The organism is Streptomyces sp. NPDC057002 (genome assembly GCF_042673825.1).
Classification (GTDB): domain Bacteria; phylum Actinomycetota; class Actinomycetes; order Streptomycetales; family Streptomycetaceae; genus Streptomyces.
Genome location: NZ_JBHURZ010000002.1, coordinates 116,430 through 141,930 on the forward strand (window position 1 = coordinate 116,430; position 25,501 = coordinate 141,930).

Annotated in this window: 25 protein-coding genes and 1 pseudogene; 11 read left to right on the plus strand and 15 right to left on the minus strand. The window is 71.5% G+C overall.

Annotated features, from left to right (window positions below):
* Nucleotides 1-8: 8 nt before the first annotated feature.
* Nucleotides 9-1,724 carry a cation acetate symporter gene (locus ACFT32_RS08630; protein ID WP_382487334.1) on the plus strand — a complete coding sequence of 572 codons (1,716 nt, stop codon included), beginning with the start codon at nt 9-11 and terminating at the stop codon, nt 1,722-1,724.
* Nucleotides 1,721-2,929: a sensor histidine kinase gene (locus ACFT32_RS08635; RefSeq protein ID WP_382487336.1), complete on the plus strand. Its 1,209-nt coding sequence runs from the start codon at nt 1,721-1,723 to the stop codon at nt 2,927-2,929. Before ACFT32_RS08630 ends, ACFT32_RS08635 begins: the two co-directional genes overlap by 4 nt.
* 4 nt (nt 2,930-2,933) lie before the next feature.
* On the opposite strand, the gene ACFT32_RS08640 is transcribed toward ACFT32_RS08635, so the two are convergent.
* From ACFT32_RS08640 to ACFT32_RS08660, 5 genes are all read right to left on the minus strand, one after another.
* Entirely contained in the window at nt 2,934-3,113 is a 180-nt protein-coding gene (locus ACFT32_RS08640) for a hypothetical protein (protein ID WP_382487339.1), read from the minus strand.
* 80 nt (nt 3,114-3,193) lie between these two features.
* On the minus strand, nt 3,194-4,144 hold the full coding sequence (locus ACFT32_RS08645) for a cytochrome c oxidase assembly protein (RefSeq protein WP_382487341.1): 951 nt from the start codon (nt 4,142-4,144) through the stop codon (nt 3,194-3,196).
* Between the two features lie 117 nt (nt 4,145-4,261).
* On the minus strand, nt 4,262-5,287 hold the full coding sequence (locus tag ACFT32_RS08650; RefSeq protein ID WP_358562284.1) for a 6-phosphofructokinase: 1,026 nt from the start codon (nt 5,285-5,287) through the stop codon (nt 4,262-4,264).
* 203 nt (nt 5,288-5,490) lie between these two features.
* Nucleotides 5,491-6,219 carry a type 1 glutamine amidotransferase gene (locus tag ACFT32_RS08655; protein ID WP_193482222.1) on the minus strand — a complete coding sequence of 243 codons (729 nt, stop codon included), beginning with the start codon at nt 6,217-6,219 and terminating at the stop codon, nt 5,491-5,493.
* A gap of 23 nt (nt 6,220-6,242) precedes the next feature.
* Nucleotides 6,243-7,481, minus strand: coding sequence for a MurT ligase domain-containing protein (locus ACFT32_RS08660; protein ID WP_189724382.1), 1,239 nt, complete (start codon nt 7,479-7,481; stop codon nt 6,243-6,245).
* 159 nt (nt 7,482-7,640) lie between these two features.
* Here ACFT32_RS08660 and def point away from each other — a divergent pair, with 159 nt between their 5' ends.
* Nucleotides 7,641-8,180: a peptide deformylase gene (def, locus tag ACFT32_RS08665; RefSeq protein WP_382487344.1), complete on the plus strand. Its 540-nt coding sequence runs from the start codon at nt 7,641-7,643 to the stop codon at nt 8,178-8,180.
* A 4-nt stretch (nt 8,181-8,184) separates the two neighbouring features.
* Here def and ACFT32_RS08670 read toward each other — a convergent pair whose 3' ends face one another.
* A complete protein-coding gene (locus ACFT32_RS08670) occupies nt 8,185-8,829 on the minus strand; it encodes a TetR family transcriptional regulator (RefSeq protein ID WP_382487345.1) in 645 nt (214 codons plus the stop codon).
* 175 nt (nt 8,830-9,004) lie between these two features.
* Here ACFT32_RS08670 and ACFT32_RS08675 point away from each other — a divergent pair, with 175 nt between their 5' ends.
* Nucleotides 9,005-10,231, plus strand: coding sequence for an acyl-CoA dehydrogenase family protein (locus tag ACFT32_RS08675; protein ID WP_382487347.1), 1,227 nt, complete (start codon nt 9,005-9,007; stop codon nt 10,229-10,231).
* On the opposite strand, the gene ACFT32_RS08680 is transcribed toward ACFT32_RS08675, so the two are convergent.
* The 3 genes and pseudogenes from ACFT32_RS08680 to ACFT32_RS08690 form a co-directional block, all read right to left on the minus strand.
* Complete coding sequence (locus ACFT32_RS08680; RefSeq protein WP_382487349.1) at nt 10,228-10,749, minus strand: cupin domain-containing protein; 522 nt, start codon at nt 10,747-10,749, stop codon at nt 10,228-10,230. The genes ACFT32_RS08675 and ACFT32_RS08680 overlap by 4 nt on opposite strands.
* Before the next feature lie 7 nt (nt 10,750-10,756).
* Nucleotides 10,757-11,971 (minus strand): cytochrome P450, encoded by a 1,215-nt coding sequence (locus tag ACFT32_RS08685; protein ID WP_382487351.1) that lies wholly within the window; start codon nt 11,969-11,971, stop codon nt 10,757-10,759.
* 1 nt (nt 11,972) lies between these two features.
* Nucleotides 11,973-13,043, minus strand: a pseudogene (locus tag ACFT32_RS08690) (type III polyketide synthase); the annotation flags it as partial.
* 179 nt (nt 13,044-13,222) lie between these two features.
* On the opposite strand from ACFT32_RS08690, the gene ACFT32_RS08695 reads away from it, so the two are divergent.
* Complete coding sequence (locus ACFT32_RS08695) at nt 13,223-13,891, plus strand: transcriptional regulator (RefSeq protein ID WP_382487353.1); 669 nt, start codon at nt 13,223-13,225, stop codon at nt 13,889-13,891.
* A 56-nt stretch (nt 13,892-13,947) separates the two neighbouring features.
* On the opposite strand, the gene ACFT32_RS08700 is transcribed toward ACFT32_RS08695, so the two are convergent.
* From ACFT32_RS08700 to ACFT32_RS08720, 5 genes are all read right to left on the minus strand, one after another.
* Nucleotides 13,948-14,184 (minus strand): DUF6213 family protein, encoded by a 237-nt coding sequence (locus ACFT32_RS08700; RefSeq protein ID WP_382487355.1) that lies wholly within the window; start codon nt 14,182-14,184, stop codon nt 13,948-13,950.
* A 25-nt stretch (nt 14,185-14,209) separates the two neighbouring features.
* Nucleotides 14,210-15,595 carry an NADP-dependent succinic semialdehyde dehydrogenase gene (locus ACFT32_RS08705; protein ID WP_382487357.1) on the minus strand — a complete coding sequence of 462 codons (1,386 nt, stop codon included), beginning with the start codon at nt 15,593-15,595 and terminating at the stop codon, nt 14,210-14,212.
* 76 nt (nt 15,596-15,671) lie between these two features.
* Nucleotides 15,672-16,130, minus strand: coding sequence for an NUDIX domain-containing protein (locus ACFT32_RS08710; RefSeq protein WP_382487358.1), 459 nt, complete (start codon nt 16,128-16,130; stop codon nt 15,672-15,674).
* Nucleotides 16,127-17,665 carry an ATP-dependent DNA ligase gene (locus tag ACFT32_RS08715; protein WP_382487360.1) on the minus strand — a complete coding sequence of 513 codons (1,539 nt, stop codon included), beginning with the start codon at nt 17,663-17,665 and terminating at the stop codon, nt 16,127-16,129. The genes ACFT32_RS08710 and ACFT32_RS08715 overlap by 4 nt, the downstream gene beginning before the upstream one ends.
* A 146-nt stretch (nt 17,666-17,811) precedes the next feature.
* Nucleotides 17,812-18,765, minus strand: a complete 954-nt coding sequence (locus ACFT32_RS08720) for an NAD(P)/FAD-dependent oxidoreductase (protein WP_382487362.1) — start codon at nt 18,763-18,765, stop codon at nt 17,812-17,814.
* 77 nt (nt 18,766-18,842) lie between these two features.
* Between ACFT32_RS08720 and ACFT32_RS08725 the strand changes: the two genes are divergently transcribed.
* From ACFT32_RS08725 to ACFT32_RS08750, 6 genes are all read left to right on the plus strand, one after another.
* A complete protein-coding gene (locus ACFT32_RS08725) occupies nt 18,843-19,415 on the plus strand; it encodes a helix-turn-helix domain-containing protein (RefSeq protein ID WP_382487363.1) in 573 nt (190 codons plus the stop codon).
* Between the two features lie 87 nt (nt 19,416-19,502).
* Nucleotides 19,503-20,471, plus strand: coding sequence for an NADPH:quinone oxidoreductase family protein (locus ACFT32_RS08730; RefSeq protein WP_382487365.1), 969 nt, complete (start codon nt 19,503-19,505; stop codon nt 20,469-20,471).
* Nucleotides 20,472-20,491: 20 nt separating this feature from the next.
* Nucleotides 20,492-21,673, plus strand: a complete 1,182-nt coding sequence (locus ACFT32_RS08735) for an acyl-CoA dehydrogenase family protein (protein WP_382488819.1) — start codon at nt 20,492-20,494, stop codon at nt 21,671-21,673.
* Nucleotides 21,670-22,743, plus strand: a complete 1,074-nt coding sequence (locus ACFT32_RS08740; protein ID WP_382487367.1) for an acyl-CoA dehydrogenase family protein — start codon at nt 21,670-21,672, stop codon at nt 22,741-22,743. Before ACFT32_RS08735 ends, ACFT32_RS08740 begins: the two co-directional genes overlap by 4 nt.
* A 227-nt stretch (nt 22,744-22,970) precedes the next feature.
* Nucleotides 22,971-23,834 (plus strand): phosphatidylinositol-specific phospholipase C/glycerophosphodiester phosphodiesterase family protein, encoded by an 864-nt coding sequence (locus tag ACFT32_RS08745; RefSeq protein ID WP_382487369.1) that lies wholly within the window; start codon nt 22,971-22,973, stop codon nt 23,832-23,834.
* 111 nt (nt 23,835-23,945) lie between these two features.
* Nucleotides 23,946-24,140 (plus strand): hypothetical protein, encoded by a 195-nt coding sequence (locus ACFT32_RS08750; RefSeq protein ID WP_189724366.1) that lies wholly within the window; start codon nt 23,946-23,948, stop codon nt 24,138-24,140.
* Between the two features lie 13 nt (nt 24,141-24,153).
* Here the strand turns inward: ACFT32_RS08750 and ACFT32_RS08755 are convergent, their stop codons facing one another.
* Nucleotides 24,154-25,347, minus strand: a complete 1,194-nt coding sequence (locus ACFT32_RS08755) for a phosphodiester glycosidase family protein (protein WP_382488821.1) — start codon at nt 25,345-25,347, stop codon at nt 24,154-24,156.
* Nucleotides 25,348-25,501: the final 154 nt, after the last annotated feature.

The window sequence follows — 25,501 nt, forward strand, 5'->3', positions numbered from 1 at the left end:
CCGCACCCATGAACTCCAGCTACGCCATACCCGCCGTCGCCCTGGTCGTCGTCGCGACGGTCCTGGTCGGCGCCTTCGGCCTGCGCATCTCCCGCACCACCTCCGACTTCTACGTCGCCTCCCGCACCGTCGGCCCCCGCCTCAACGCCGCCGCCATCAGCGGCGAGTACCTCTCCGCCGCCTCCTTCCTCGGCATAGCCGGCCTCGTCCTGGTCCAGGGCCCCGAGATGCTCTGGTACCCGGTCGGCTACACCGCCGGCTACCTGGTCCTGCTGCTCTTCGTCGCCGCCCCGCTGCGCCGCTCCGGCGCCTACACCCTCCCCGACTTCGCCGAGGCCCGTCTCGCCTCCCAGGCGGTACGGCGGCTGGCCGGCGCCTTCGTCGTCGGCGTCGGCTGGCTGTACCTGCTGCCCCAGCTCCAGGGCGCCGGACTGACCCTGACCGTGCTGACCGGGGCGCCCGACTGGCTCGGCGGAGTGATCGTGGCCGTCGTCGTGACCGCCACCGTCGCCGCCGGCGGCATGCGGAGCATCACCTTCGTGCAGGCCTTCCAGTACTGGCTGAAACTCACCGCCCTGCTCGTCCCCGCGCTCTTCCTGGTCCTCGCCTGGCAGAACGACGGAGCCCCGCGCCACGCCTTCGACGAACCGGCCACCTTCCGCGAGCAGCGCGTGGTCCGCGTGGACGACAGCATCGCCCTCACGCTCGACCGGCCGCTGGCCGTCACGGTGACCGGCACCGTGGACGGCCGGGCGCACACCGGCACCCGCCTCGAAATCCCCGCCGGTACCCACCACATCGAAAGCGGCACCCGGCTCACCTTCGCCGCGGGGACGACCGTCCCCGCGGCCGAGCGCAGCGGCGGCGGCGACCTGTCGCCCTCGCAGGACGAGGGCCGCGAGGAACGCCCGCTGTACGCCACGTACGGGCTGATCCTCGCCACGTTCCTCGGCACCATGGGCCTGCCGCACGTCGTGGTCCGCTTCTACACCAGCCCGCACGGCGTCGCCGCCCGCCGCACCACCGTCGTGGTCCTGGGCCTGATCGGCGCCTTCTACCTCCTGCCACCCGTCTACGGCGCACTCGGCCGTCTCTACGCCCCCGAACTGACCCTCACCGGAGACCCGGACGCGGCCGTCCTGCTGCTGCCCGACCGCGTGATCGGGGGAGTGGGCGGGGACCTGCTGGGCGCACTGGTGGCGGGAGGTGCCTTCGCCGCCTTCCTGTCCACGGCCTCGGGGCTGACCATGGCGGTCGCGGGGGTCCTCACCCAGGACGTCCTGCCGTCCCGGGGCGTACGGCACTTCCGGCTCGGCACGGTCCTCGCCATGGCCGTGCCCCTCGCGGCGAGCGTCCTCGTCGGCGGGCTCCCGGTCGCCGACGCCGTCGGGCTCGCCTTCGCGGTGTCCGCCTCCTCGTTCTGCCCGCTGCTCGTCCTCGGCATCTGGTGGCGGCGGCTGACCCCGCCCGGCGCCGCCGCCGGCATGCTGGTCGGCGGCGGCTCCGCCCTGCTCGCCGTCGCCGCGACCATGGCGGGCTACCCGGGCCGGGGCGCGCTGCACGCCCTGCTCGCCTGGCCCGCCCTGTGGTCGGTACCGCTGAGCTTCCTCACCATGATCCTGGTCTCCCTGGCCACCCCGGGCCGGGTGCCCCCGGGCACGGCGGCCGTCCTGGCCCGCTTCCACCTGCCCGAGGAACTGCGCACGGAGGTGAAGACGCCATGAGCGGATTCCTGGCGGGTCTGTGCGTCGCCGTGCTCCCGGTGCTGGCCGCCGGGGTGTGGCTGGGCCGGCGCACCGCACGGGGGGCCAAGAGCCTCGGCGGCCTCGGCACCCCCGTCGAGCACGCCACCTTCGAGACCCTGCACACCGCCTCCCTCGCCGCACCCCCGCTGCGGGCCGGCCTGACCGAGGAGACCGCCCGCAAGTCCGCCCGCAAACTGCGCTCCCTGCTCGGCACGGACGCCCTCTGCCTCACGGACCGCGAACAGGTCCTGGTCTGGGACGGCGACGGCGCCCACCACCGCTCAGAGATCATGGAACGGCTCGGGGGCGCCCTGGACACCGGCAGGGGCGAGGCCTTCCGGCTCACCTGCGACATCCTCGACTGCTCGGTGCGCTGGGCGGTCGTCGCCCCGCTCACCGTCGACGACCGGGTGCACGGCGCCCTCGTCGCCTGCGCGCCCCGTGAGTCGGCGGTCCTGGTCCGGGCGGCCGGCGAGGTGGCCCGCTGGGTGTCCGTCCAGCTGGAGCTGGCCGACCTGGACCAGTCCCGCACCCGCCTCATCGAGGCCGAGGTCAAGGCGCTGCGGGCCCAGATCTCCCCGCACTTCATCTTCAACTCGCTCGCGGTGATCGCCTCGTTCGTCCGCACCGACCCCGAGCGCGCCCGCGAACTGCTCCTGGAATTCGCCGACTTCACCCGCTACTCGTTCCGCAGGCACGGCGACTTCACCGCCCTCGCCGACGAACTCCACGCCATCGACCACTATCTGGCGCTCGTACGGGCACGCTTCGGCGACCGCCTCTCCGTCACCCTCCAGATCGCTCCGGAGGTGCTGCCCGTCGCCCTGCCCTTCCTCTGCCTCCAGCCGCTCGTGGAGAACGCCGTGAAGCACGGCCTGGAAGGCAAGGCCGACAAATGCCGCATCCAGATCACCGCCCAGGACGCGGGCGCCGAGGCGCTCGTCGTCATCGAGGACGACGGCGCCGGCATGGACCCCGACCTGCTGCGCCGCATCCTCGCCCGCGAGGTCAGCCCCTCGGGCGGCATAGGGCTCTCCAACGTCGACGACCGGCTCCGCCAGGTCTACGGCGACGACTACGGCCTCGTGATCGAGACCGCTCCGGGCGCGGGCATGAAGATCACCGTCCGGATCCCGAAGTACCAGCCGGGCGTGCACTCGGGGGGCCGGCTGACCCGGGAGTGAGCCGTCAGGTGCTGCGGGCGGTCACCACCAGCCCGAGGGTGATCAGTCCCAGGACGACCCAGCCGAACCACAGCCAGCCGTTGCTTCCGAGCGCCACCGTGTAGGCCGTCACCATGACGAGGCCGCCGAGTGTGAGCACTCCCATGGTCTTGGTCGAGTTTGAACCGTTCGTGGAACCGGGCATCGCAACACCCTCCTCGTGGTCCGATGCCTCCATGGTGCCTGGCGGACGCCCGGCGCGCACGGTCCTTGCGAGAGCCGGCTTCAGCGCCCCTGCGTGTTCAACGAGGCCAGATAGGCGTTGTACGCCTCCAGCTCCTTGTCCCCGTCGCGGTCGGCGGCCCGGTCCTTGCGCCTGGCCTGGCGCTGGTCGGAGGCGTACCACTGGAACAGCAGGGCGAGCAGCACCAGCACGGACGGGATCTCACTGAACGCCCAGGCGATGCCGCCCGCGGCGTTCTGGTCGGAGAGCGCCTCGATGCCGAGCGAGGCGGGCGGGTTCTCGAACGTCCCGACCATGGGCTCGGACGCCATCATCAGCGCGATGCCGAAGAACGCGTGGAACGGCATGCCCGCGAACAGCTCCAGCATCCGCATCAGGTAGCCGGGGCGGTGCGGCCCCGGGTCCACGCCCATGATCGGCCAGAAGAAGACCAGACCGACGGCGAAGAAGTGCACCATCATCCCGATGTGCCCCGGCTTGGAGCCCATCAGTGTGTCGAAGAGCGGCGTGAAGTAGAGCCCGTACAGGCTCGCGATGAACAGCGGGATCGTGAACGCCGGGTGCGTGATGATCCGCATGTACCGGCTGTGCAGGAACATCAGCAGCAGCTCGCGAGGGCCCTTGCGCCCGCGGCCCGCCGTCGGCAGCGCGCGCAGCGCCAGCGTGATCGGCGCGCCGAGCAGGACGAGGATCGGCGACACCATGCTGATCACCATGTGCTGCACCATGTGCACGCTGAACATGACCATGCCGTAGTCGTTCAGCCGGGTGCACATCATGAGCGCGATGGTCAGCACACCGATGACGAAGGCGACCGTCCGCCCCACGGGCCATTTGTCCCCGCGCCGCACCAGCCGCACGACACCCCACCCGTACAGCCCCAGCCCGACCAGGCAGGCGACGAGAAAGAACGGGTCGGCCGACCACTCCAGCCCTCGCCCCAGCGTGAACGGCGGCAGATCCATGGTCATGCCGTGCCCGCTGTGATCCATTCCGCCGGCTCCTGTTTCGTGGGGGTGTGCAGCAATCTGTCCGCCCACAAGAGTAGAACCGCCCCCGGCCACTCAAGTGACCGGGGGCGGTTCAATGTACTCAGGGGCGCGGGGAACTCAGAGAACGGTCTCCGCCTCGGCGTACCGCTCATCCGGCACGGTCTTCAGCGTCTTCACGGCCTCGGCCAGCGACACCATCACTATGTCCGTCCCCCGCAGCGCGGTCATCTGCCCGAACTCCCCGCGGTGCACGGCCTCCACCGCATGCCACCCGAACCGCGTGGCCAGCACCCGGTCGTAGGCGGTAGGCGTACCACCCCGCTGCACATGCCCGAGAATGACGGGCCGGGCTTCCTTCCCCAGCCGCCCTTCCAGCTCCACGGACAGCTGCCGCGCGATCCCGGCGAACCGCTCGTGCCCGTAGATGTCCTTGCCGCCCTCGTCGAACTCCATGGTCCCGGCCCGGGGCTTCGCGCCCTCCGCCGCCACTACGATCGCGAAGCGCTTGCCGGCCTCGAACCGCTCGCCGACCCGCCGGGTCAGTTCCTCTATGTCGAAGGGCCGCTCGGGGACGACGATGGCGTGCGCGCCGGCCGCCATGCCGGAGTGCAGCGCGATCCACCCGGTGTGCCGCCCCATGACCTCGACCACCAGGACCCGCTGGTGCGACTCGGCGGTGGTCTTCAGCCGGTCCAGGGCCTCGGTCGCCACCCCGACGGCCGTGTCGAAGCCGAAGGTGACGTCCGTGACCGCGATGTCGTTGTCGATCGTCTTCGGCACACCGACGACGGGCAGACCGCTGTCGGACATCAGCCGGGCGGCCTTGAGGGTGCCCTCACCGCCGATGGGGATGATCGCGTCGAGGCCGAGTTCCTCGACATGGCCCTTGGCCCGCTCCACGCCGTCCCGCAGATGGGAGGGCTGGACCCGGGAGGACCCGAGAATCGTGCCGCCGCGGGCGAGGATGCCGCCCACCGCGTCGAGGTCGAGCTTGAGGTAGTCGCACTCCAGGAGGCCCTTCCAGCCGTCCCGGAAGCCGATGACCTCGTCGCCGTGGTCCACGACGGCGCGGTGTACGACGGACCGGATCACGGCGTTCAGGCCGGGGCAGTCGCCGCCGGACGTGAGGACACCAATACGCATAGCCCGAAATACCTTCTCAACGTGGGCCGGGGACCGGACCACGTTGTCCGGCTCGAATTCCCGCCACCCTAGCGTCAGGAAGGGGCGGGACCGAACCGCGCGTCCGCCTGCTGGACTACCCCGCTCACCTGTGCGGATGTGCCGTCAGACGGGCTGTTGACCAGCAGGTTGACGCGTACCTCGGGCAGGCCCCGACGCCGTGCCTACGCAGGCTGCTGAGCAGCCGCGATGCGCTCGTCGCGCAGTGCCTCGTACCAGCGGTCGTCGGTCGGCGGCAGCGCGTTGACGTCGAGTGCCAGCTTCAGCAGCAGATCCGCGATCAGCGGGTTGCGCGCGAGCACGGGGCCGTGCATGTACGTGCCGAAGACGGTGTCGTTGTACGCGCCCTCCGTGCCGTCGCCCGTGCCGTTGCCGTTGCCGAAGCGCACCTGGGCGAGCGGGCGGGCGGTGGGGCCCAGGTGGGTGACGCCCTGGTGGTTCTCGAAGCCGGTCAGCGGGGGCAGGCCGAGGCGCGGGTCGATGTCGCCCAGCACGTCACCGACGCACCGCTCGCCCTCGCCGCGCACCGACACCACGTCCAGCAGCCCGAGGCCGGGCTCGCGCTGGCCGAGGTCGTTGATGAACTCGTGGCCGAGGATCTGGTAGCCGGCGCACACGGAGAACACGATGGCGCCGTTCTCCACGGCCCGCTGCAGACCGCCGTCCCGGCGCAGCCGCTCGGCCGCGAGCCGCTGCGGACGGTCCTCGCCGCCGCCGATCAGGTAGATGTCGCCGGAGGTCGGGATCGGCTGGTCGCTGCGCACGTCCAGCCGGGCCACGTCCAGGCCGCGCTGCTGGGCCCGGCGCTGCACGACGAGCACGTTGCCCTGGTCGCCGTAGGTGCTGAGCAGGTCGGGATAGATCCAGACGACCCGCAGTTGGTTGTCGCTCACAAAAGTCCCCTGACGTCTCGTGCTCAGTTGCCGACGCGGCGGCGCAGGTCCTGGAACGCCGTGTAGTTGGCGATGACCTCGATCCGGCCCGGCGGGCACGCCGCCACGGCCTGGTCGAGGTTCTCGTAGACCTGGAAGTGCTGGTCCGCGACCTCCAGCCGCACCGCGAGGTCCAGCCGCCGGTCGCCGACGACGCAGATCGGGTGACCGGTCAGGCGCGTGTAGTCGACGTCCCACAGCCAGGAGGTGTCGGTGCCGTCGGCGCCGCGCGCGTTCACGGAGAGGATCACCGGGGTCGGCGGCGGGTCGATCAGCGAGAACGTCTCCAGCCAGCCGGCCGGGTTCTTCGCGAGCAGGAGCCGGAGGTCACGGCCCTGGAACTGGACGATGTCGTACCGCCCGGCCACCGCCTGCACCTGGTACATGCGCTCCAGCGCTACCTGCGGCGGCACCCCGAACACGGCGGCGACGGCGGCCGAGGACGCGGCGTTGGCCTTGTTGGCGCGGCCGGGCAGCTGGAGGTGGATCGGCCAGGCCGAGCCATGCGGGTCGAGGACGTGGTCGCCGGACAGCGCCCAGCTCGGCGTCGGACGGCGGAAGCCGCACTCACCGCAGAACCAGTCGTCGCCCGGGCGCTGCATCACGCCACCGCACGACGGGCAGGACCAGGCGTCGTCCTTCCACATCTGCCCGGCGGCGACCCAGATCACATTGGGGGAGGAGGACGCCGCCCACACCACCAGCGGGTCGTCGCAGTTGGCCACGACCACGGCCTTGGAACCCGCGAGTCCCTCCCGCCAGTTCTCGGCGAGCATCCGGGTCTCGGCGGCACGGTCGAGCTGGTCGCGGGAGAGGTTCAGCAGCGCGATGCACTTCGGTGCGGTGTCCCGGGCGACTCCGGCGAGGTACTTCTCGTCGACCTCGATCACGCCGTACCGCGCCTCCGAGCTGCCCGCGAGCGCCGAGGTGATGCCGGCCGGCATGTTGGCGCCGAGGGCGTTGGAGACGACCGGACCGGCCGCCCGCAGGGCCTCGGCGATGAGCCGGGTGGTGGTGGTCTTGCCGTTCGTCGCCGAGACCAGGATCACGTCCAGGTTCTGCGCGAGCCGGGCGAGGAGGTCGGGGTCGAGCTTGAGCGCCACCCGGCCGCCGATCACCGAACCGCTGCCGCGCCCTGCGGCGCGGGATGCCGCTGCGACCGCCTTGCCCGCGGTCACGGCCAGCTTGGCCCGCGGCGAGAGCGGGTCCGAGTTGCCTGCCATCAGTTCTCGATCCTCCTTGCGTACGCGCCGCGCCTTGAAGCCTGACGGCCACGTGGTGTGGACCTCAGCCTATCGAGATCCATTAGCACTCCCGAACCGCGGCACTGTGGCGAACTCGTGTGGGAGGCGCGGACCGAGAAGGACCTTACTCTTGCCGCCATGCGACAGAGCCCCATCCCCGGCGCCCACGGCCGCGTGAGACCCCTCACGCTGCACGGCGAGCCGCTCCTGCACACGCCCTGCGCGGAGGTCACCGACTTCGGGCCCGAACTGGCCCGGCTCGTCGAGGATTTGTTCGCGACCATGTACGCCGCCCAGGGCGTCGGCCTCGCCGCCAACCAGATCGGCGAGTCGCTGCGGGTCTTCGTCTACGACTGCCCGGACGACGAGGATGTCCGCCACCTCGGGCACGTGGTGAACCCGCGCCTGGTCGAGTCGGACGGAGTGGTGATCCGCGGCCCGGAGGGCTGCCTGTCCCTGCCGGGCCTGGAAGCGGGCACGGAACGTTACGACCACGCGGTGGTCGAGGGCTTCACGGTGACCGGCGACCCGGTCACCGTCCACGGCACGGGCTTCTTCGCCCGCTGCCTGCAACACGAGTGCGACCATGTGGAGGGCCGCATCTACGCGGACCACCTGACCGGCTGGCGCCACCGCAAGCTGATGCGCCAGGTGGCCAGGTCTTCTTGGCGTACCTGAACGGTCAGAACCCCGGACCGCCGACCTTGTCTCCCGCAGCCGCGAGACGCCCCCACAACAGGTCAGCCAGACTCCGCACCAACTCCGCACGGGAACAAGGCCGTTCCCCCAGCCACCAGTCCCCGGCCGCGTGCATCATGCCGACGATCCCATGCCCCCACACCCGCGCCAGCTGCTGCCCGCCCGGCCCGAGATCCAGCCGGTCCTCGATGACCTGCGCGAGTTCCTCACCCATCCGCCGCAACAACGGCGCACTGTGCTTGCCGACATCGAACCCCTGATCCCCCGGCTGGCTCCCCTCCGCCGGATGCATCAGAAACCGGTACACCTGAGGCCGCAGCTCGATCGCAGCGAGGTACGTGTCCAGCGTCGCCTCGACCCGCTCCCGCCGGTCCGCCGGCGCGTCGAGCGCCGCCCGCAGTGAGTCCAGCAACGCGTCCGTGTGCCGCTTGGCAAGGGCCGCGTAAAGTCCGCCCTTGTCGCCGAAGTGCCGGTACAGAATCGGTTTGGTGATGCCCGCCTCCGCGGCGATCGCGTTCATCGAGGCCTGCGGGCCGTCGCGCAGCACCACCCGGTCGGCGGCCTCCAGCAGCTCGCGCCGCCGGCGGTCGGCGGACCGTTGCTGATCGGTCCGCTGCGTGGTGTCCATGTGCTCTCCCCACCCGTGCTGATTCGATGACGCCAGCGCAAACTAACACCCAAGCATGCACCGGACATCGAACGGGTGCCGACCGGTCGGTAGGAGTTGACTTCGACTACCCACCGGTAACAGGATGGTGTTACCGCAAGTAACATGCACGTGTGCCGCCGCTGGAGGGGACGACATGGCCGAGTTCACCATGGATCTCAACGACGAACAGAAGGAGGTCCGGGACTGGCTGCACGGCTTCGCCGCCGATGTGATCCGCCCCGCGGCCGCCGAATGGGACGAGCGTGAGGAGACTCCCTGGCCGGTCATCCAGGAGGCCGCCAAGGTCGGCATCTACTCCCTGGACTTCTACGCCCAGCAGTACTTCGACCCCACCGGCCTCGGCATACCGATGGCGATGGAGGAGCTCTTCTGGGGCGACGCGGGGATCGCCCTGTCCATCGTCGGCACCGGCCTCGCCGCCGTCGGCGTCCTCGCCAACGGCACCGAGGAGCAGATCGGCACCTGGATCCCGCAGATGTACGGCGACGCCAACGATGTCAAGGTCGCCGCCTTCTGCTCCTCCGAGCCCGACGCCGGCTCCGACGTGGCCTCCATGCGTACGCGGGCCGTGTACGACGAGGCCAAGGACGAATGGGTGCTCAACGGCACCAAGACCTGGGCGACCAACGGCGGTATCGCCAACGTCCATGTCGTGGTCGCGGTGGTCGACCCGGAGCTCGGCTCCAAGGGGCACGCGTCCTTCATCGTCCCGGCGGGCACACCGGGTCTGGCCCAGGGACAGAAGTTCAAGAAGCACGGCATCCGCGCCTCGCACACCGCCGAGGTCGTCCTGGACAACGTGCGCGTTCCCGGCTCCTGCCTGCTCGGCGGCAAGGAGAAGCTGGACGAGCGGCTCGCCCGTGCCCGGGAGAAGGCCAAGCAGGGCGGGGAGCGCGTGAAGAACGCGGCGATGGCCACGTTCGAGGCGTCCCGCCCCGCGGTCGGGGCCATGGCGGTCGGTACCGCCCGAGCCGCGTACGAGGTCGCGTTGGACTACGCGAAGACCCGTGAGCAGTTCGGCCGGCCGATCATCGACAACCAGGGTGTCGCCTTCCAGCTCGCCGACATGCGCACCTCCATCGACGCCGCCCGGCTCCTCGTCTGGCGCGCCTCCTGGATGGCGGTCAACGGCAAGCCGTTCACCGCCGCCGAGGGCTCGATGTCCAAGCTGTTCGCCAGCGAGACGGCCAAGAAGGTCACCGGCCAGGCGATCCAGATCCTGGGCGGCAACGGCTACACCAGGGAGTACCCGGTGGAGCGGATGCACCGCGATGCCGCGATCTACACGATCTTCGAGGGCACGAGCGAGATCCAGCGACTGGTCATCGCCCGCACCCTGGCCGGCACGCCCATCCGCTAACGATGCCTGAGCGGCGTCAGCTGCTCGATGTCGTACCGCGCCCGCAACTCCGCGATCGCCGCGTGGTCCGGCGGGCCCCCGCTGCCGAGGATCTCCAGCAGTTCCTCGAAGTACCGCTCGTGATCCGGCGGCGGGCTCGCCTGGAAGAACATCTTCGCGGGTTCGCCCGTCGGGTTGGCGAACGCGTGCGGGCAGCCCGGGGGTACGACGATCACCGTTCCCGGCGTCGCGCGCACCACCCGGTTGCCCGAAATGGACTCCCACTTCTGCCAGTTGTCGGGGGTGCGGACACGCGGCTCGAAGGCGAGGACGTCCAGCTCGCCTTCGAGCACGTAGAACAACTCCTCGCTGCGGGTGTGCACATGGGCGCCGACGTCGAAGCCCGGCGGCACGACCACCTCGAAGGTGGAGGCCATGCGCGAGTGCGAGCCGGTCACCTTGAAGGTGACGTGCTGGGCAGGGGCCTGCACCACCCGGCCGTGACCGGGTGGTACGAGCAGTCCTTCCGGCGACGTCATCGCCCGCTCACCACGTCACGGGCAGGGCCTCGGGCCCGCGGATCAGCGCGCCCTTCCTGAAGGGCACCTCTTCGGCGGGTACGGCGAGCCGCAGACCCGGAACGCCGTCGAGGAGCGCGTCGACCAGAAGCTCCGACTCCAGCCGGGCCAGCATGCCGCCCGGGCAGTAGTGAGGGCCGAAGCCGAAGGACACATGGGGGTTGGGGCTGCGCAGGAAGTCGATCGTCTCCGGGTCCGGGAAGACGTCGGGGTCGCGGTTCGCGGCCAGGTACGACACGTAGATCGCGTCGCCCGCCCGGATCGTCACGCCCTTGATCTCCACGTCCTCCAGGGCGATCCGCGACAGGCCGACCGCGTTGCGGTGGGGGATCCAGCGCAGCAGTTCGTCGATGGCCCCGGGGCGGATCTCCGGCTCGGCGCGCAGCCGGTCGGCCAGGTCGGGCCGGGTCAGCAGGACGTAGAACATCTGGCCGCTGTTGTTGGTGACCGCCTCGCCGCCGATCTGGAGGAGCACCGCGAGTCCCACCCCTTCCTCCAGGGTGATCTCGCCGCGGCCCAGGGCGGCGCCGAGCAGGGACGCGACGTCCTCGCCCTTGCTGCCCTCGCGTGCGCCGATCAGATCGGCGAAGTAGGAGCTCATCTCCTGCTTGGCCTTCTCGCTGACCTCGGCGCCGTGCGAGGAGGACAGGATCAGCTGGGTCCAGGAGTGCATGTCCTGCCGGTCGGCGGCCGGGACGCCCATCAGCTCGCAGATGACCGCGATGGGGAACGGGCTGAGCACGGCTGCCGTGAGGTCGGCGGGCGGGCCGTCCTGGAGCATCTCGTCGACCAGTTCCGCCAGCATGCGACGGGACCGCTCGCGCACCCGCTCCACCCCGCGCGCCGTGAACGCGGCGGCGACGCTGCGGCGCAGCCGGTTGTGGTCCGGCGGGTCCAGGAAGCCGACCGCGCCACGGGCCGGGATGAAGTGCGGTGCGAGCCGGGTGACCTGCCGGTCCATGACGGCCTCGCGGCTGAAGCGCGGGTCGTTGGTCACCATCCGGGTGTCGTCGTAGCGGGTGACCAGCCAGGCCCAGCCGTCGCCGTTGGGCAGTTTGATGCGGGTGACCGGGCCCTCGTCCATCAGCTCCCGCAGGACCGGGTCGAAGTCCGTGCCGGACAGATCGAGCGCGGGCCAGTCGCGGACCGGGGGCAGCGTTTCGGTGATCGTCTCTTCGCTCATCTCACATCGTCTCGTCCGCGCGGTGCCAGCGGCCCACGGCCATCTCGGCGGTGATGCCGGGTCCGAACCCGGCGAGCAGCCCGCGTGCCCGGTGCTGGGCGCCGCCCTCCTCGAACAGCCGGCGCAGCGCGTCGAGGACGACACCGCTGGCGATGTTGCCGTACTCGGTGAGCGTGGCCCGGCTGAAGCGGAAGGCGTGCGGGTCGACCTTCAGGAAGGTGCTGAGGTCGTCGAGTATTCGGGGGCCGCCCGCGTGGACGATGTAGAAGTCCAGGTCGGAGGCGTCCCAGCCATGGTCTCCCGCCAGTTCCTTCAGCGCCGGGGCGAGCGGCTCCATGGTGGCCGGCACCCGCTTGTCGAGCAGGAAGTGAAAGCCGGTGGCCCGTACGTCGTACATGATCCACTCTTCGGTCTTCGGGATCAGGTACGAGCCGTTGCGCTCCAGGCTGATGCCCTCGCCGCCCCGGCCACGGACCGCGGCGGCGGCGATACCGTCACCGAACAGGCCGTTGGACAGCAGCGAGCCGACACCGATGTCGGTGGGCTGGTAGCACAGAGAGCAGAACTCGCAGGCCACGATCAGCGCGTTGGCCTCGGGGTAGGCCGTGCAGAAGTCGTGCGCCCGGTTGATCGCCGCGCCGCCGGCCGCGCAGCCCAGCTGGGCTATGGGGAGTTGCCGGGTGGTCGGGTCGAAGCCCATCTCGTTGATCAGCCAGGCGGTGAGCGAGGGCATCATGAAGCCCGTGCACGACACGTAGATGATCACGTCCACGTCGGTGGTGAGCAGCTCGGCGTGGTCGAGTGCCTCCTGGATGACGGCGGGCACCCGCGCTTTCGCCTCGGCCTCGTAGAGCTTGTTGCGGTCCTCGAACCCGGGGTGCTTCAGGGTCTCCTCGATGGGCTGGACGATGTGCCGCGTGCGTACGCCGGTGTTCTCGATCAGCCGGAGGGCCAGCGGCAGTTGGGGGTGATCGGCGTGGCGCTCACGCGCCAGCTCAAGCGTCTCCTCCATCGTGATCACGTGCTCTGGAACGGACACCGAAGGTCTGCACAAAGTCGCCATGAACCGTGCCTGCTTTCGCCTCCCGGAAGGCCCTTCGCCTCCCGGTCAGAAGGTGGTTCACCACAGAGGGTGGTCCATCCACGATCACCCGTCGGGACGCCGACTTCGCGTCGGACTGCTCCATTTCGGGGACCCCGTGCCAGGCTCGGGACAGACCTGTCCGAGGACACGCACCGACGGAGGACGCGATGACGCGCACGGCCCGGGACCTGCTGCGGACGACCACCACCCGACTCGCCCCGGACCCGCGGTCCAACCCGTTGGTCCCCCCGATCGCCGATGGCACGGCCCCGCGCACCGCCCTCGCCGCCCTCGCCCTGGAACAGTCCTGGGTGATCCCCGCGGACCGCCGCGCGTTCCTCCATCTGGCCGAACGTTCCCTCGTCACCGCACCCGAGGCCGCGGCCTTCTTCCGGAGCCTCGCGGAGGGCGAGGCACTGGCGGAGGAACTGTTGCCCTCGCTCGCGCAGGCGTGCGGCGTGGACGACGCGACGGCGGCGTCGTACGAACCGCTGGCCGGCTGCCAGGCCTACCCCGCGTACGTCGCCTGGCTCTCCCTGAACGGCTCACCGGCGGATACCGTCCTGGCCCTGACGGCCAACTTCTCGGCGTGGGGCGGCTATTGCGCGACGATCTCCAAGGCCCTGCGGGCCCACTACGCCTTCACGGACGAGGCCTGCGCCTTCTTCGACTTCTTCGCGGAACCGTCACCCGAACTGGACGAGAAGGCCGTGGCGGCGGTACAGGCGGGCCTGGACACCGGGCAACTGAACGAGCCCCTGGCAGCTGGATACGGCCGCCTGCTCCAGCACTACGAGGCGATGTTCTGGTCCACACTTGCGGATCTGCCCCTTTAGGGGCGCGGGGAACTGCGCGATCAACCCCCACGCACCCGCACCCGCAGCCGCCCAGCTCAGGTCGCACTCCCACTGCTGTGCGCGATACAAGCCACATCAATCCGATCGGCCAGCTTCGCAAGCTCGATCGTCAACGCCGCGACCGTATCCTCGTCCAGCCCCGACTCCCCGCCCTCCACCAGCCGCACCCACCGACCCCCCAACGTCCGCAACAGCTTGCTGACATCCGCCGCAGCCACCTGCAAGGTCCCGTGGTCGTCGACGATCAACGGCAGAGTCACTTCGCGGTTCACAGACGGGATCGTAGCCCCGCAAGACTCACGCACCGTGCCAAACGGTCGTGATGTTGCAGAACTCCCGGATTCCGTGCCCGGACAGCTCACGGCCGTACCCGGACCGCTTCACCCCGCCGAACGGGAACCCCGGATGGGAGGCCGTCATCCCGTTGAAGAACACGCCGCCCGCCTCCAGATCCCGTACGAAGCGGTCCACCTCGGCCTCGTCCCGCGTCCACACGTTCGAACTCAGCCCGAAGGGCGAGTCGTTCGCGATCAGAACGGCCTCGTCCAGGTCGGCCGCCCGGTACAGCGTGGCGACCGGACCGAATGCCTCCTCCCGGTGGATGCGCATCTCGCGGGTGATGCCGGCGAGGATCGTCGGCGTGTAGTACCAGCCGGGCCCCTCGGGCCGTTCGCCACCGCACAGCACCTCCGCGCCGCCGCGCACCGCGTCGTCGACCAGTTCCTCCACATCGCGCAGTCCCTGCTCGCTGGAGAGCGGGCCGACGTCGGTGTCCTCGGCCGTGGGGTCGCCGACGTTCAGCGCCCTCATGCCCTCGGCGAAACGTTCGGCGAAGGCGTCGTAGACATCCGTGTGCACGATGAACCGCTTCGCGGCGATGCAGGACTGCCCGGTGTTCTGCACCCGCGCGGTCACCGCGACCTTCGCCGCCCGGTCGATGTCCGCGGAGGGCATGACGACGAACGGGTCGCTGCCGCCCAGCTCCAGCACGGTCTTCTTGATCATCTCGGCGGCGGTGGAGGCGACCGCGCGGCCCGCCGGCTCGCTGCCGGTGAGGGTGGCCGCCTTGACCCGCTCGTCGCGCAGGATCTCGTCGACCGCGCCGGAGCCGATCAGCAGGGTCTGGAAACATCCCTCGGTGAAGCCCGCCCGGTGGAACAGGTCCTCCAGGTAGAGGGCGGTCTGCGGGACGTTCGAGGCGTGCTTGAGCAGGCCCACGTTCCCCGCCATCAGCGCGGGCGCGGCGAAGCGGATCACCTGCCACAGCGGGAAGTTCCACGGCATCACCGCCAGCACCGGACCCAGCGGCCGGTAGCGCACGCGTACGCGTGAGGCGCCCGAGTCCTTCACATCGGCGCCGGCGGGTTCCTCGTCGGCGAGCAGTTCCTCGGCGTGCTCGGCGTACCAGCGCATCGCCTTGGCGCACTTCGCGGCCTCTGCCCGGGCCTGCTGGATCGGCTTGCCCATCTCGGTGGTCATCACGCGGGCGATGTCCTGCTGATCCTCTTCGAGGAGGTCGGCGGCCTTGTTCAGCAGCCGGGCGCGCTCGCCGAACGTCGACGTCCGGTACGTGCGGAACGTGGCCTCGGCGAGCTGGAGCCGGCGCTCGATCTCCTCCTCGCCCATGGCCTCGTACGTCTTGAGCGTCTCGCCGTTCGCCGGGTTCACCGTTGCGATGGGCATGGCTGACCTCCCTCGGTGCGGGCTGTGTCTCGACCTTCCCGCGCGGCGGAGGGGACCGCAACGCGGGAGCGTCTCCTCAGGGCGAGTGCTCCGCCAGGCGGTCGAGAAACGCCGCCTGCGCCTTGACGATCACCTCGCGGGCCCGGTCGAGGGCGAACCACGCCACCCGGTCCAGCTCGGGGAACTCCTGGAGCTCTCCCGATCTCGGAGGCCACTCCATCCGGAACGTGCCGGGCGTGATCGTCGCCGGGTCGAGGTCGGCCTCGATCGCCCACACTGTGACGATCTTGCCGCCCGTCTGCCGGACCTCGCCCAGGTCGATGGCCTCGCCGTCGGGCGGGGGCAGCCCCAGTTCCTCCTCGAACTCGCGGCGGGCGGCCGCCCAGGCGGACTCGTCGGGCTCGTACTCGCCCTTGGGGACGGTCCAGGCCCCGGCGTCGCGCCGGGCGAAGAACGGGCCGCCCATATGGCCGAGCAACACTTCCGGACCGTCGTCGGCGGGGTGGAAGAGCAGCAGGCCCGCACTGCGCTTCACGGGCGCACCTCCGGATGCGCGGCCAGCAGCGTCTCCACGGTGTCGGCGTCCTCCGGGCGCTTGTCCTCCCGGTAGCGGATCACACGGGCGAAGCGGAGGGTGACGCCGGCCGGGTAGCGGGTGGAGCGTTGCAGACCGTCGTAGGCGATCTCGACGACGAGTTCCGGGCGTACGGTCACGACGTGTCCGTCGTCCTCGACGGCGAGCTGCCGGAGCCGTTCGGTCTGCCAGGTCAGCAGCGCGTCGGTCATGCCCTTGAAGGTCTTGCCGAGCATGGCGAGGCCGCCGTCGGCGGTGCGGGCGCCGAGGTGGAGGTTGGAGAGCTTGCCGGTGCGGCGGCCGTGGCCCCACTCGGCGGCCAGCACCACCAGGTCGAGCGTGTGGACGGGCTTGACCTTCAGCCAGGACGCACCGCGCCGGCCCGCGCTGTAGGAGGCGTCCAGCGCCTTGACGACGACGCCCTCGTGGCCGCGCTTCAGGGTCTCGGCGAGGAACTCCTCCGCCGTGCCCACGTCGTCCGGGCCGGACATCGTCGTGCGCCGCACCCGCATCGGCTCGGGGACCAGCCGGGCCAGCTCCGCGTGCCGCTCGGCGAACGGCAGGTCGAGCAGGTCGCGGCCGTCGACGGAGAGCGCGTCGAAGAAGACGGGGGAGACGGGGACGGCGCGGGCCGCCGTCGCCACGTCCGTGCGGGAGCCGACGCGACCGGCGGTCTCCTGGAACGAACGGGGGCGTCCGCCCTCGTCGAAGGAGATCACCTCGCCGTCCAGGATGAACCGCTCGCCCCGCAACTCCAGTGCAGCGGCCGTCACTTCGGGCAGGCGGTCGGTGATGTCGTCGAGGGTGCGGGTGTAGAGCCGTACCGTGCCGCCGTCCCGGTGCACCTGGACGCGGATGCCGTCCAGCTTCTCCTCGACCGCGCAGGCGCCGAGCTTGTCCACCGCCTCGGCGACCGAGGAGGCGCTGTGCGCCAGCATCGGCCAGACCGGGCGGCCGACCGTGAGGCGGAAGCGGTCCAGGGCGGTGGGGCCGTCCGCGAGCAGTGCCTCGGCCACCGCCTGGAGGGAGCCCGCCAGCATCACCGCCCGCCGGACGTCCGCCGGGGGCGCCCCGGTCGCCTGGGCCAGTCCCTCGACCGCGACGGCGTCCAGCGCGCCCTGCCGCACCTCGCCGGTGAGCAGCCCGAGCAGGAACCGCTGCTCGTCCTCGGTGGCCGCGCCCATCAACTCCCCGACGAGGCGCGCCCGTTCCGCCTGTGAGCCGGGGCCGGACACCTTGCTCAGCTCCGCGAGCCGGGCGTCCACCTCCCGCACGGTCAGACCCGGCTCGGCGGCCGGGGCGACCGGGCGGCTCAGCACCTTCCAGCCGACGCCGATCCGGCCCTGCGGCAGCCGGCCCGCCAGATACGGGATGACGATCGGCACGTCGTCGGCCTCCGCGTCCCGGAACAGCTCCGCGAGCAGGGCCGTCTTCCGGGACCGCGCCGAGGTGGCGGCGACCTCCTGGGACACTTGGGCCAGCCGGTGCAGCAGCATGCAGCCATGGTGCACCGGAGGCGGTGCCTCTACACCCGGGCGGTCTGCGTCGGCTGGTCATCGGAGCACCCCCGGCGACGGCGGCGCGGCCACAGCTGGGGAGGTGCGTCAGCCGCCAAGGCCCCCGGCGCTCACGGAAGCGGCCCCTACCTCCGGGCGGCCGCGTCCAGGTCCGTCATCAGCAGGTCCCCGACGATCGCGGACGCCGCCCGGTAGCCGCCGCTCGCCGCGTGCACGACCTGCTCGGCGAAGCCGATCGCGTTGCCGGCTGCCCAGACTCCGGGCACGGTCGTCAGGCCCGTCGGGTCGATCATGGGGTACGCGCCGAACGGCGTCTCGTGCAGCTCGGCGCCGAGCTGTTCCAGCAGGCCGGTCCGCGGGACGGCGTGCGGGGCGACGAACAGCACGGAGCGGGCGTGCGTCGTGCCGTCGGCGAGCCGGACTCCGGTGAGCCGGTCGTCCTCGACCAGCAGCCCCGTGACCTCGCCGGGCACCACGTCGACCCCGGCCGCGGCGAGCCGGCGCAGATCCTCGTCGGACAGCTCCTCCTCGGCGACCGTGTGCAGGAAGAACCGCACGTCCTTCGACCACTGGGACACCATCAGCGCCTGGTGCACGCTCTTCGGGGACGTACCGAGCACGCCGAACGGCTGGTCGCGCACCTCCCAGCCGTGGCAGAACGGGCAGTGCAGCACGTCCCGGCCGAACCGCCCGGCCAGGCCGGGGACCGCCGGCAGCTCGTCCTTCAGCCCGGTCGCGACGACCAGGCGCCGGGCGCGCACGGTCCGCCCGCCGGCCAGCACCACGTCGAAGTCCTCACCGCGCTCCGCGGCGCCGTCCCCGCCCGGCTCCACCCGCACCACCCGGTCCCGCACGAGCTCCACGCCGTAGCGCGCGATCTCCTCCCGGCCGACGGCGAGGAACTCGGCGGGCGGCATGCCGTCCCGGGTCAGGAAGCCCTGCATGTGCGCGGCGGGCGCGTTGCGCGGCTCGCCCGCGTCGACGACCAGCGTGTGCTGCCGGGCCCGGCCCAGCACCAGCGCCGCCGACAGGCCCGCGGCACCGCCGCCGACGACCACGACTGCGTACTTCTCGGTCATGTGACCACCTCCACTGCCGAGCGTCGCCCCGGCCCCGCGGGATTGACAAACTTGTTTGCCGAACCTGCAATACGACCATGACCACGGACGAGGTACTCGCGGGCGTCGGCCCCCGGCTGCGGCAGATGCGCAAGGAGCGGGAGGTGACCCTGGCGGCGCTCTCCGAGACCACCGGCATCTCCGTCAGCACCCTGTCGCGGCTTGAGTCCGGACTGCGTAAACCCAGTCTGGAACTGCTGCTGCCGATCGCGCGCGCTCACCAGGTGGCCCTGGACGAGCTGGTCGGTGCCGCGCCGACGGGCGATCCGCGCGTGCGGTCCAAGCCGATCGTGATGGGCGGGCGCACCCTCTGGCCGCTCACCCGTCAGCCGGGCGGCCTCCAGGCCTACAAGGTGCTGGAGCCCCGGCGGAAGGAGGAACCGGAGCCGCGCACCCATGAGGGCTACGAGTGGTTGTACGTGCTGTCCGGGAAGCTGCGCCTCGTGCTGGGCGAGCACGACGTGGTGCTCACGGCGGGGGAGGCGGCCGAGTTCGACACGCGGGTGCCGCACTGGTTCGGATCGGCGGGGGAGGGGCCCGCGGAGTTCCTCAGTCTGTTCGGTCCGCAAGGGGAACGGATGCACGTCAGGGCGCGGCCCAGGAAGTCGTGACCCACATGACTGTTCCCTGATCGGCAAGCGACCGCTTAGTATGCGAACCGACCCCGGTCAGACGAAGCAGTCCCGTGGAGGCCCCGCATGCAGGCATGGCAAGTGCACGAGAACGGCGAGCCGAGCGAGGTGTTGCGCCTGGCGGACGTGGCGCGGCCGGTGCCCGGCGACGGCCAGGTCCTGCTGAAGGTGCGCGCCGCGAACATCAACTTCCCCGACGCCCTGCTGTGCCGGGGCCAGTACCAGGTCAGGCCGCCGCTGCCCTTCACTCCGGGCGTGGAGATCTGCGGCGAGACCGAGGACGGCCGCCGGGTGATCGCCAACCCGGCGCTGCCGCACGGCGGCTTCGCCGAGTACGCCGTCGCCGATGCCGCCGCCCTGCTGCCCGCGCCGGACGCCCTGGACGACGCGGAGGCCGCGGCCCTGCACATCGGCTACCAGACCGGCTGGTTCGGACTCCACCGGCGGGCCGGTCTGGAAGCCGGCGAGACCCTGCTCGTCCACGCTGCCGCAGGAGGGGTCGGCAGCGCGGCCGTGCAGCTCGGGAAGGCCGCCGGCGCCACCGTCATCGGTGTCGTCGGCGGCCCCGGGAAAGCGGCCGTCGCCCGCGAGCTGGGCTGCGACGTCGTGATCGACCGGCGCGCCGAGGACGTCGTCGCCGCCGTCAAGGAGGCCACCGGAGGCCGGGGCGCCGACGTGATCTACGACCCGGTCGGCGGCGAGGCCTATGCCCAGTCCGCCAAGGTCGTCGCCTTCGAGGGGCGCATCATCGTCGTCGGCTTCGCAAGCGGCACCATCCCCAGCCCGGCCCTGAACCACGCCCTGGTGAAGAACTACTCGATCATGGGCCTGCACTGGGGCCTCTACAACACCAAGAACCCGAAGCTGGTCCAGCACTGCCACGAGCAGCTCACCGAGCTGGCCGCCCGGGGTGCGATCAAGCCGCTGGTGAGCGAGCGCGTCCCGCTCCCGGGAGCGGCCGCCGCCGTGCAGAAGGTCGCGGACGGCCTGACCACCGGACGGATCGCCGTCGTCATGGAGGAGGCAGCAGCATGACCAGCGCGGAGCAGCGCAGTGTGACCGGCGCCGAGGAACTGCGCGGCCGTACGCGGGAGTTGCTGGCCGCGCACCCGCCGGCCTCGACCGACCGCCTGGACTTCCTCCGGGCCCGCTTCGACGCCGGCCTTGCGTGGGTGCACTACCCGGAGGGCCTCGGCGGAGTCGGCGCGCCCCGCTCCCTCCAGGCCGTCGTGGACGCCGAGCTGGAGGCCGCCGGGGCGCCCGACAACGACCCGCGGCGGATCGGCATCGGCCTCGGGATGGCCGCGCCGACGATCCTCAAGTACGGCACCGAGGAGCAGAAGCAGCGGTTCCTCAGGCCCCTCTGGGTGGGCGAGGAGGTCTGGTGCCAGCTGTTCAGCGAGCCGGGCGCCGGGTCCGACCTCGCCGCGCTGCGCACACGGGCCGTCCGGGAAGGCGACGGCTGGGTGATCAACGGGCAGAAGGTCTGGACGTCCAGCGCCCATGTGGCCCGCTGGGCGATCCTCATCGCCCGCACCGACCCGGACGTGCCCAAGCACCGGGGCATCACCTACTTCGTCTGTGACATGACCGACCCGGGCGTCGAGGTGCGGCCGCTGCGGCAGGTCACCGGCGAGGCCGAGTTCAACGAGGTGTTCCTCACCGACGTCCGGATCCCGGACGCGCGCCGCCTCGGCGAGGTCGGCGACGGCTGGCGGGTCGCGCAGACCACGCTGAACAACGAACGCGTCGCCATCGGCGGCATGCGGCTGCCCCGCGAGGGCGGCATGATCGGACCGGTCTCCAAGACCTGGCGCGAGCGGCCCGAGCTGCGCACCCACGACCTGCACCAGCGTCTGCTGAAGCTCTGGGTCGAGGCCGAGGTCGCACGGCTCACCAGCGAACGGCTGCGCCAGCAGCTCGTCGTGGGCCAGCCCGGCCCCGAGGGCGCCGGCATGAAGCTCGCCTTCGCCCGCCTCAACCAGGAGATCAGCGGCCTGGACGTGGAACTCCTCGGCGAGGAGGGCCTGTTGTACGACGACTGGACCATGCGCCGCCCGGAACTGGTCGACTTCACCGGCCGCGAGGCCGGCTACCGCTATCTGCGCTCCAAGGGCAACAGCATCGAGGGCGGGACCACCGAGGTCCTGCTGAACATCGTCGCCGAGCGCGTCCTCGGCCTGCCCGCCGAACCGCGCACCGACAAGGACGTCGCCTGGAAGGACCTGGCCCGATGACGGATCTTCTCTACTCCGAGGAGGAAGAGGCGCTGCGGGCCGCCGTACGGGACCTGCTCGCCGACCACTGCGACGCGCCCGGCGTGATCGCCCGCACCGAGTCGGACACCCCGCACGACCATGAGGCCTGGAAGGCGCTCACCGACGGCATGGGCCTCGCGGGGCTCCTGGTGCCCGAGGCGAAGGGCGGCCAGGGCGCCACACACCGCGAAGCCGCCGTCGTCCTGGAGGAGCTGGGCCGCGCGGTCGCTCCCGTGCCGTACCTGACCAGCGCCGTCGTCGCCACCGAGGCCCTGCTCGCCTGCGACGCCGACGACCTGCTCGCCGACCTGGCGTCCGGGCGGCGGATCGGCGCCCTCGCGGTCTCCCTCAGCGTCGCACCGGGCACCGCCTACAGGGTGGTCCGGCACGAGGACGGCCGGCTGAGCGGTGAGCTGACCGGCATCGCGGACGCGGCCGTCGCGGACGTCCTGCTGGTGCCCGCCGACGACGGCGGCCTGTACGCGGTCGACGCCACGGCGGCGACGGTCACGCCCCAGGTGTCCCTGGACCTGACCCGGCCACTGGCGACCGTCAGGCTCGACGGGGTGCCGGGCCGTCTGCTGGGCGACGCCGAACCCGCCGTACGCCGGGCCCTGACCGCCGGAGCCGGACTGCTCGCCTCCGAACAGTTCGGGCTCGCCGACTGGGCGCTGACGGAGACCGTCCGCTATCTGAAGGAACGCAAGCAGTTCAACCGGCCCGTCGGCGGCTTCCAGGCGCTCAAGCACCGGCTGGCCCAGCTGTGGCTGGAGGTCGTCAACCTCCGCGCGGCCGCCCGCAACGCCGCCGACGCGCTGGCCACGGGCGAGGACGTCGAGGTGGCCGTCACCGTCGCCCAGGCCTTCGCGGCACCCGTGGCCGTGCATGCCGCCGAGGAGGCACTGCAACTGCACGGCGGCATCGGCATGACGTGGGAGCACCCGGCGCACCTGTACCTCAAGCGTGCGAAGGCCGACTCGATCGCCTACGGCACGGCGGGCGCCCACCGCGAGGCCCTGGCCGGACTGGTCGACCTCCAGGCCCCCTGACGTACACGAAGGCGCACATCTCGTACACCTGGTCGACGCAAGGGAAAAGCCCGGGAATCCCCGGGGAAAGCCCGTCCCACCCGGGGCGGGCTTTCTCGTGCGCCCCGCCCCGGTGAAGTGAACGCGGGGCGGCAGTCCGGCCAACTCCCCGCACGGGCCTGCTTCCTGGACCTTGCCGGGACCCATACTCACAGGGTTCCCGTACGGCACTTCCAGGGAGGCAGAGCATGGCCCTCACCACCCGTCGCAGAGCCCTCACCACCCTCGGCGCCGCCCTCGCGGGCTCGGTCGCCCTCCCCGCCGCCTCCGCGGCGGCCGGCGAACGAGGGCATGGGCGCCGCCCGTTGTGGCGCGCCCACGCCCACAACGACTACGAGCACCCGCGCCCCCTCCTCGACGCCCTCGACCACCGGTTCGGCAGCGTCGAGGCCGACATCTACCTCGTGGGCGACCAGTTGCTCGTCGCCCACGACCCGGAGGACCTCGACCCGTCCCGCACCCTCGAGTCCCTGTACCTCGACCCGCTCGCCGCCCGCGTCCGGGCCAACAAGGGCCGCGTGTACCGGGGGTACCGCGGCTCCCTGCAACTCCTCGTCGACATCAAGACCGAGGGCTCGTCGACGTATCTCGAGCTCGACCGCCATCTGCGGCGCTACCGCCACCTGTTCACGACTTACGCCCACGGCCGTGTCCTCCCCGGCCCGGTCACCGCCGTGATCTCCGGCGACCGCGCGGCCCGCGCCCCCATGGAGGCCCAGAGCGTCCGGCGCGCCTTCTACGACGGCCGCCTCGCCGACCTCGGCAGCCAGGCCCCGGCCTCCTTCGTCCCGCTGATCAGCGACAACTGGACGCTCAACTTCACCTGGCAGGGCGTGGGCGCGTTCCCGGACGCCGAGCGGCAGAAGCTGCGGGGCATCGTCCGGGCCGCGCACGCGCGGGGGCAGAAGGTGCGGTTCTGGGCGACCCCGGATCTGGCCGGACCCGCCCGAGACGCGGTGTGGGCCGAACTGCTCGCCGCGGACGTCGACCATCTCAACACCGACGACCTCGCCGGACTGGAGGCGTTCCTGGACGCCCGCCGGGCGGCGTAGGACATCACACGTTCGGCGGACAGGTCAGCCACCCGGACGAACCCTCCGCTACGCCACACTTGCCGCCGAACGCCGTGAATCGGATAGGGCGGCGTGGCGGAGGAGTTGACGATGGCCATTTCCATCTCTGTGGTGCTGCTGCTCGTGATCCTTGCGGTGATCTTCCTGCGCAACGGCGGGCTGAAGGTCTCCCACGCGCTGGTCTGCCTGCTGCTCGGCTTCTATCTGGCCAGCACGAGCATCGCCCCCACCATCCACAGCGGCATCACGGCGACGGCGGAGATCGTCAGCAGTTTGAGGCCTTGAGGCCTTGGGACCGCTAGCCCGAGAACACGCCGATGCCGTTCGGGACGGCGCGTTCGGCGCCGCCGCTGGGGTGGTTGCGTACGGACACGGTGCTCGCGCCCGGCTTCCGGGCGACCAGCGTCGACGACCCGCCGCCGTCCAGGCTCAGCGCGTCCCGTGAGCCCAGCCGCCGCATGGTGTCGGCCACTTCGGCGATCGTCAGGCCGCTGCGGTAGGCGGTGCCACCGTCCAGTGCGAGCAGCAGCATGCGCCGCCCGTCGTCGGCGAGCCCCACGGCCGTGCGGACGGCCGACGTCGTGTCGTCCAGACCCGGCAGCGGCCGGCCGCCCGAGAGGACCGGGTAGCCGCCGAGGGCGAGACGGTACGGGACGCCGCTCGTGGCCGCGACGAGACTGTGCTCGATCTCGACCGCTTCTCCGGTGGAGAACTTCCGCAGCCGCTGGGCGCCCGCCTCCCGTCCGACCAGCACGGTCGTCCCCGCGGCGATGGGACCGCGGCCGGGCGTGTCCGCGGCCGATACGACCTTGCCGTCGCGGACCGTCACCTCGTAGGTGTCGGTGCTGCACGGAGCGGCCCGGTCCGTGTCCGTGCCGCAGGTGGCGCGCACCCGGGAGGCGCTGCCCCACTCGGAGGTGAACGCGCCGACGGAACCCACCGGCAGCGCGTACTGGTTGAGCCCGCCGAGCGGCAGCCGTGTTCCGGCGGTGCGGACCGATCCGTCGAGGGCCAGCCGGTCCAGCCGGGCCCGTCCGTCGGCGCCGACACCGAACACGTCCTCGGTGGTCGTGCCGGGCGGCAGCTCCGGGCCGAACCGCTGGCCGTTCGGCACGGCCGCCTTGAGCGTCCGCCCGGCCGTGATCGCCGGACCCACGCTCGCGCCGGTCGCCTCGACGCCCGGGTGCTGCGTCTCGGTGATGTTGAAGAAGTCGCCGTTGACCCCGGCGACCGCCCCCTGGGCGTCGGCCATCCGCGAAACCTGCGCGCGCGAGGCCACCGCCCCGGGGTACAGCAGATCGACCTGTACGCGCGGGTTGCCCAGGTCGACCTTCAGCACATGCGCGTGTGTCACCCCCTTGGCCGCCTGGATGTCGAAGTGCTCGTAGGTGACGCCCGGCGCGACACGGACGCGCTTCTGGACGGCGTCGGCCTCGGCCGCCCCCGCCACACCCGCACCGGCCAGTGCGGCGAACGCCGTGAGAAACGCCAGTACCGCTCTGCCTGCTCTGCCTGCTCCGCGTCGCTTGTGACGACCTGTCACCGTACCCCCTGATGTCTCGTCAGATGTCCTCAGGGCAGTGGAGCAGACGTGGGGGCTCAGGAGTACGGCTTACTGCCGACTACGCGGAAACAGTCGGAAAAAC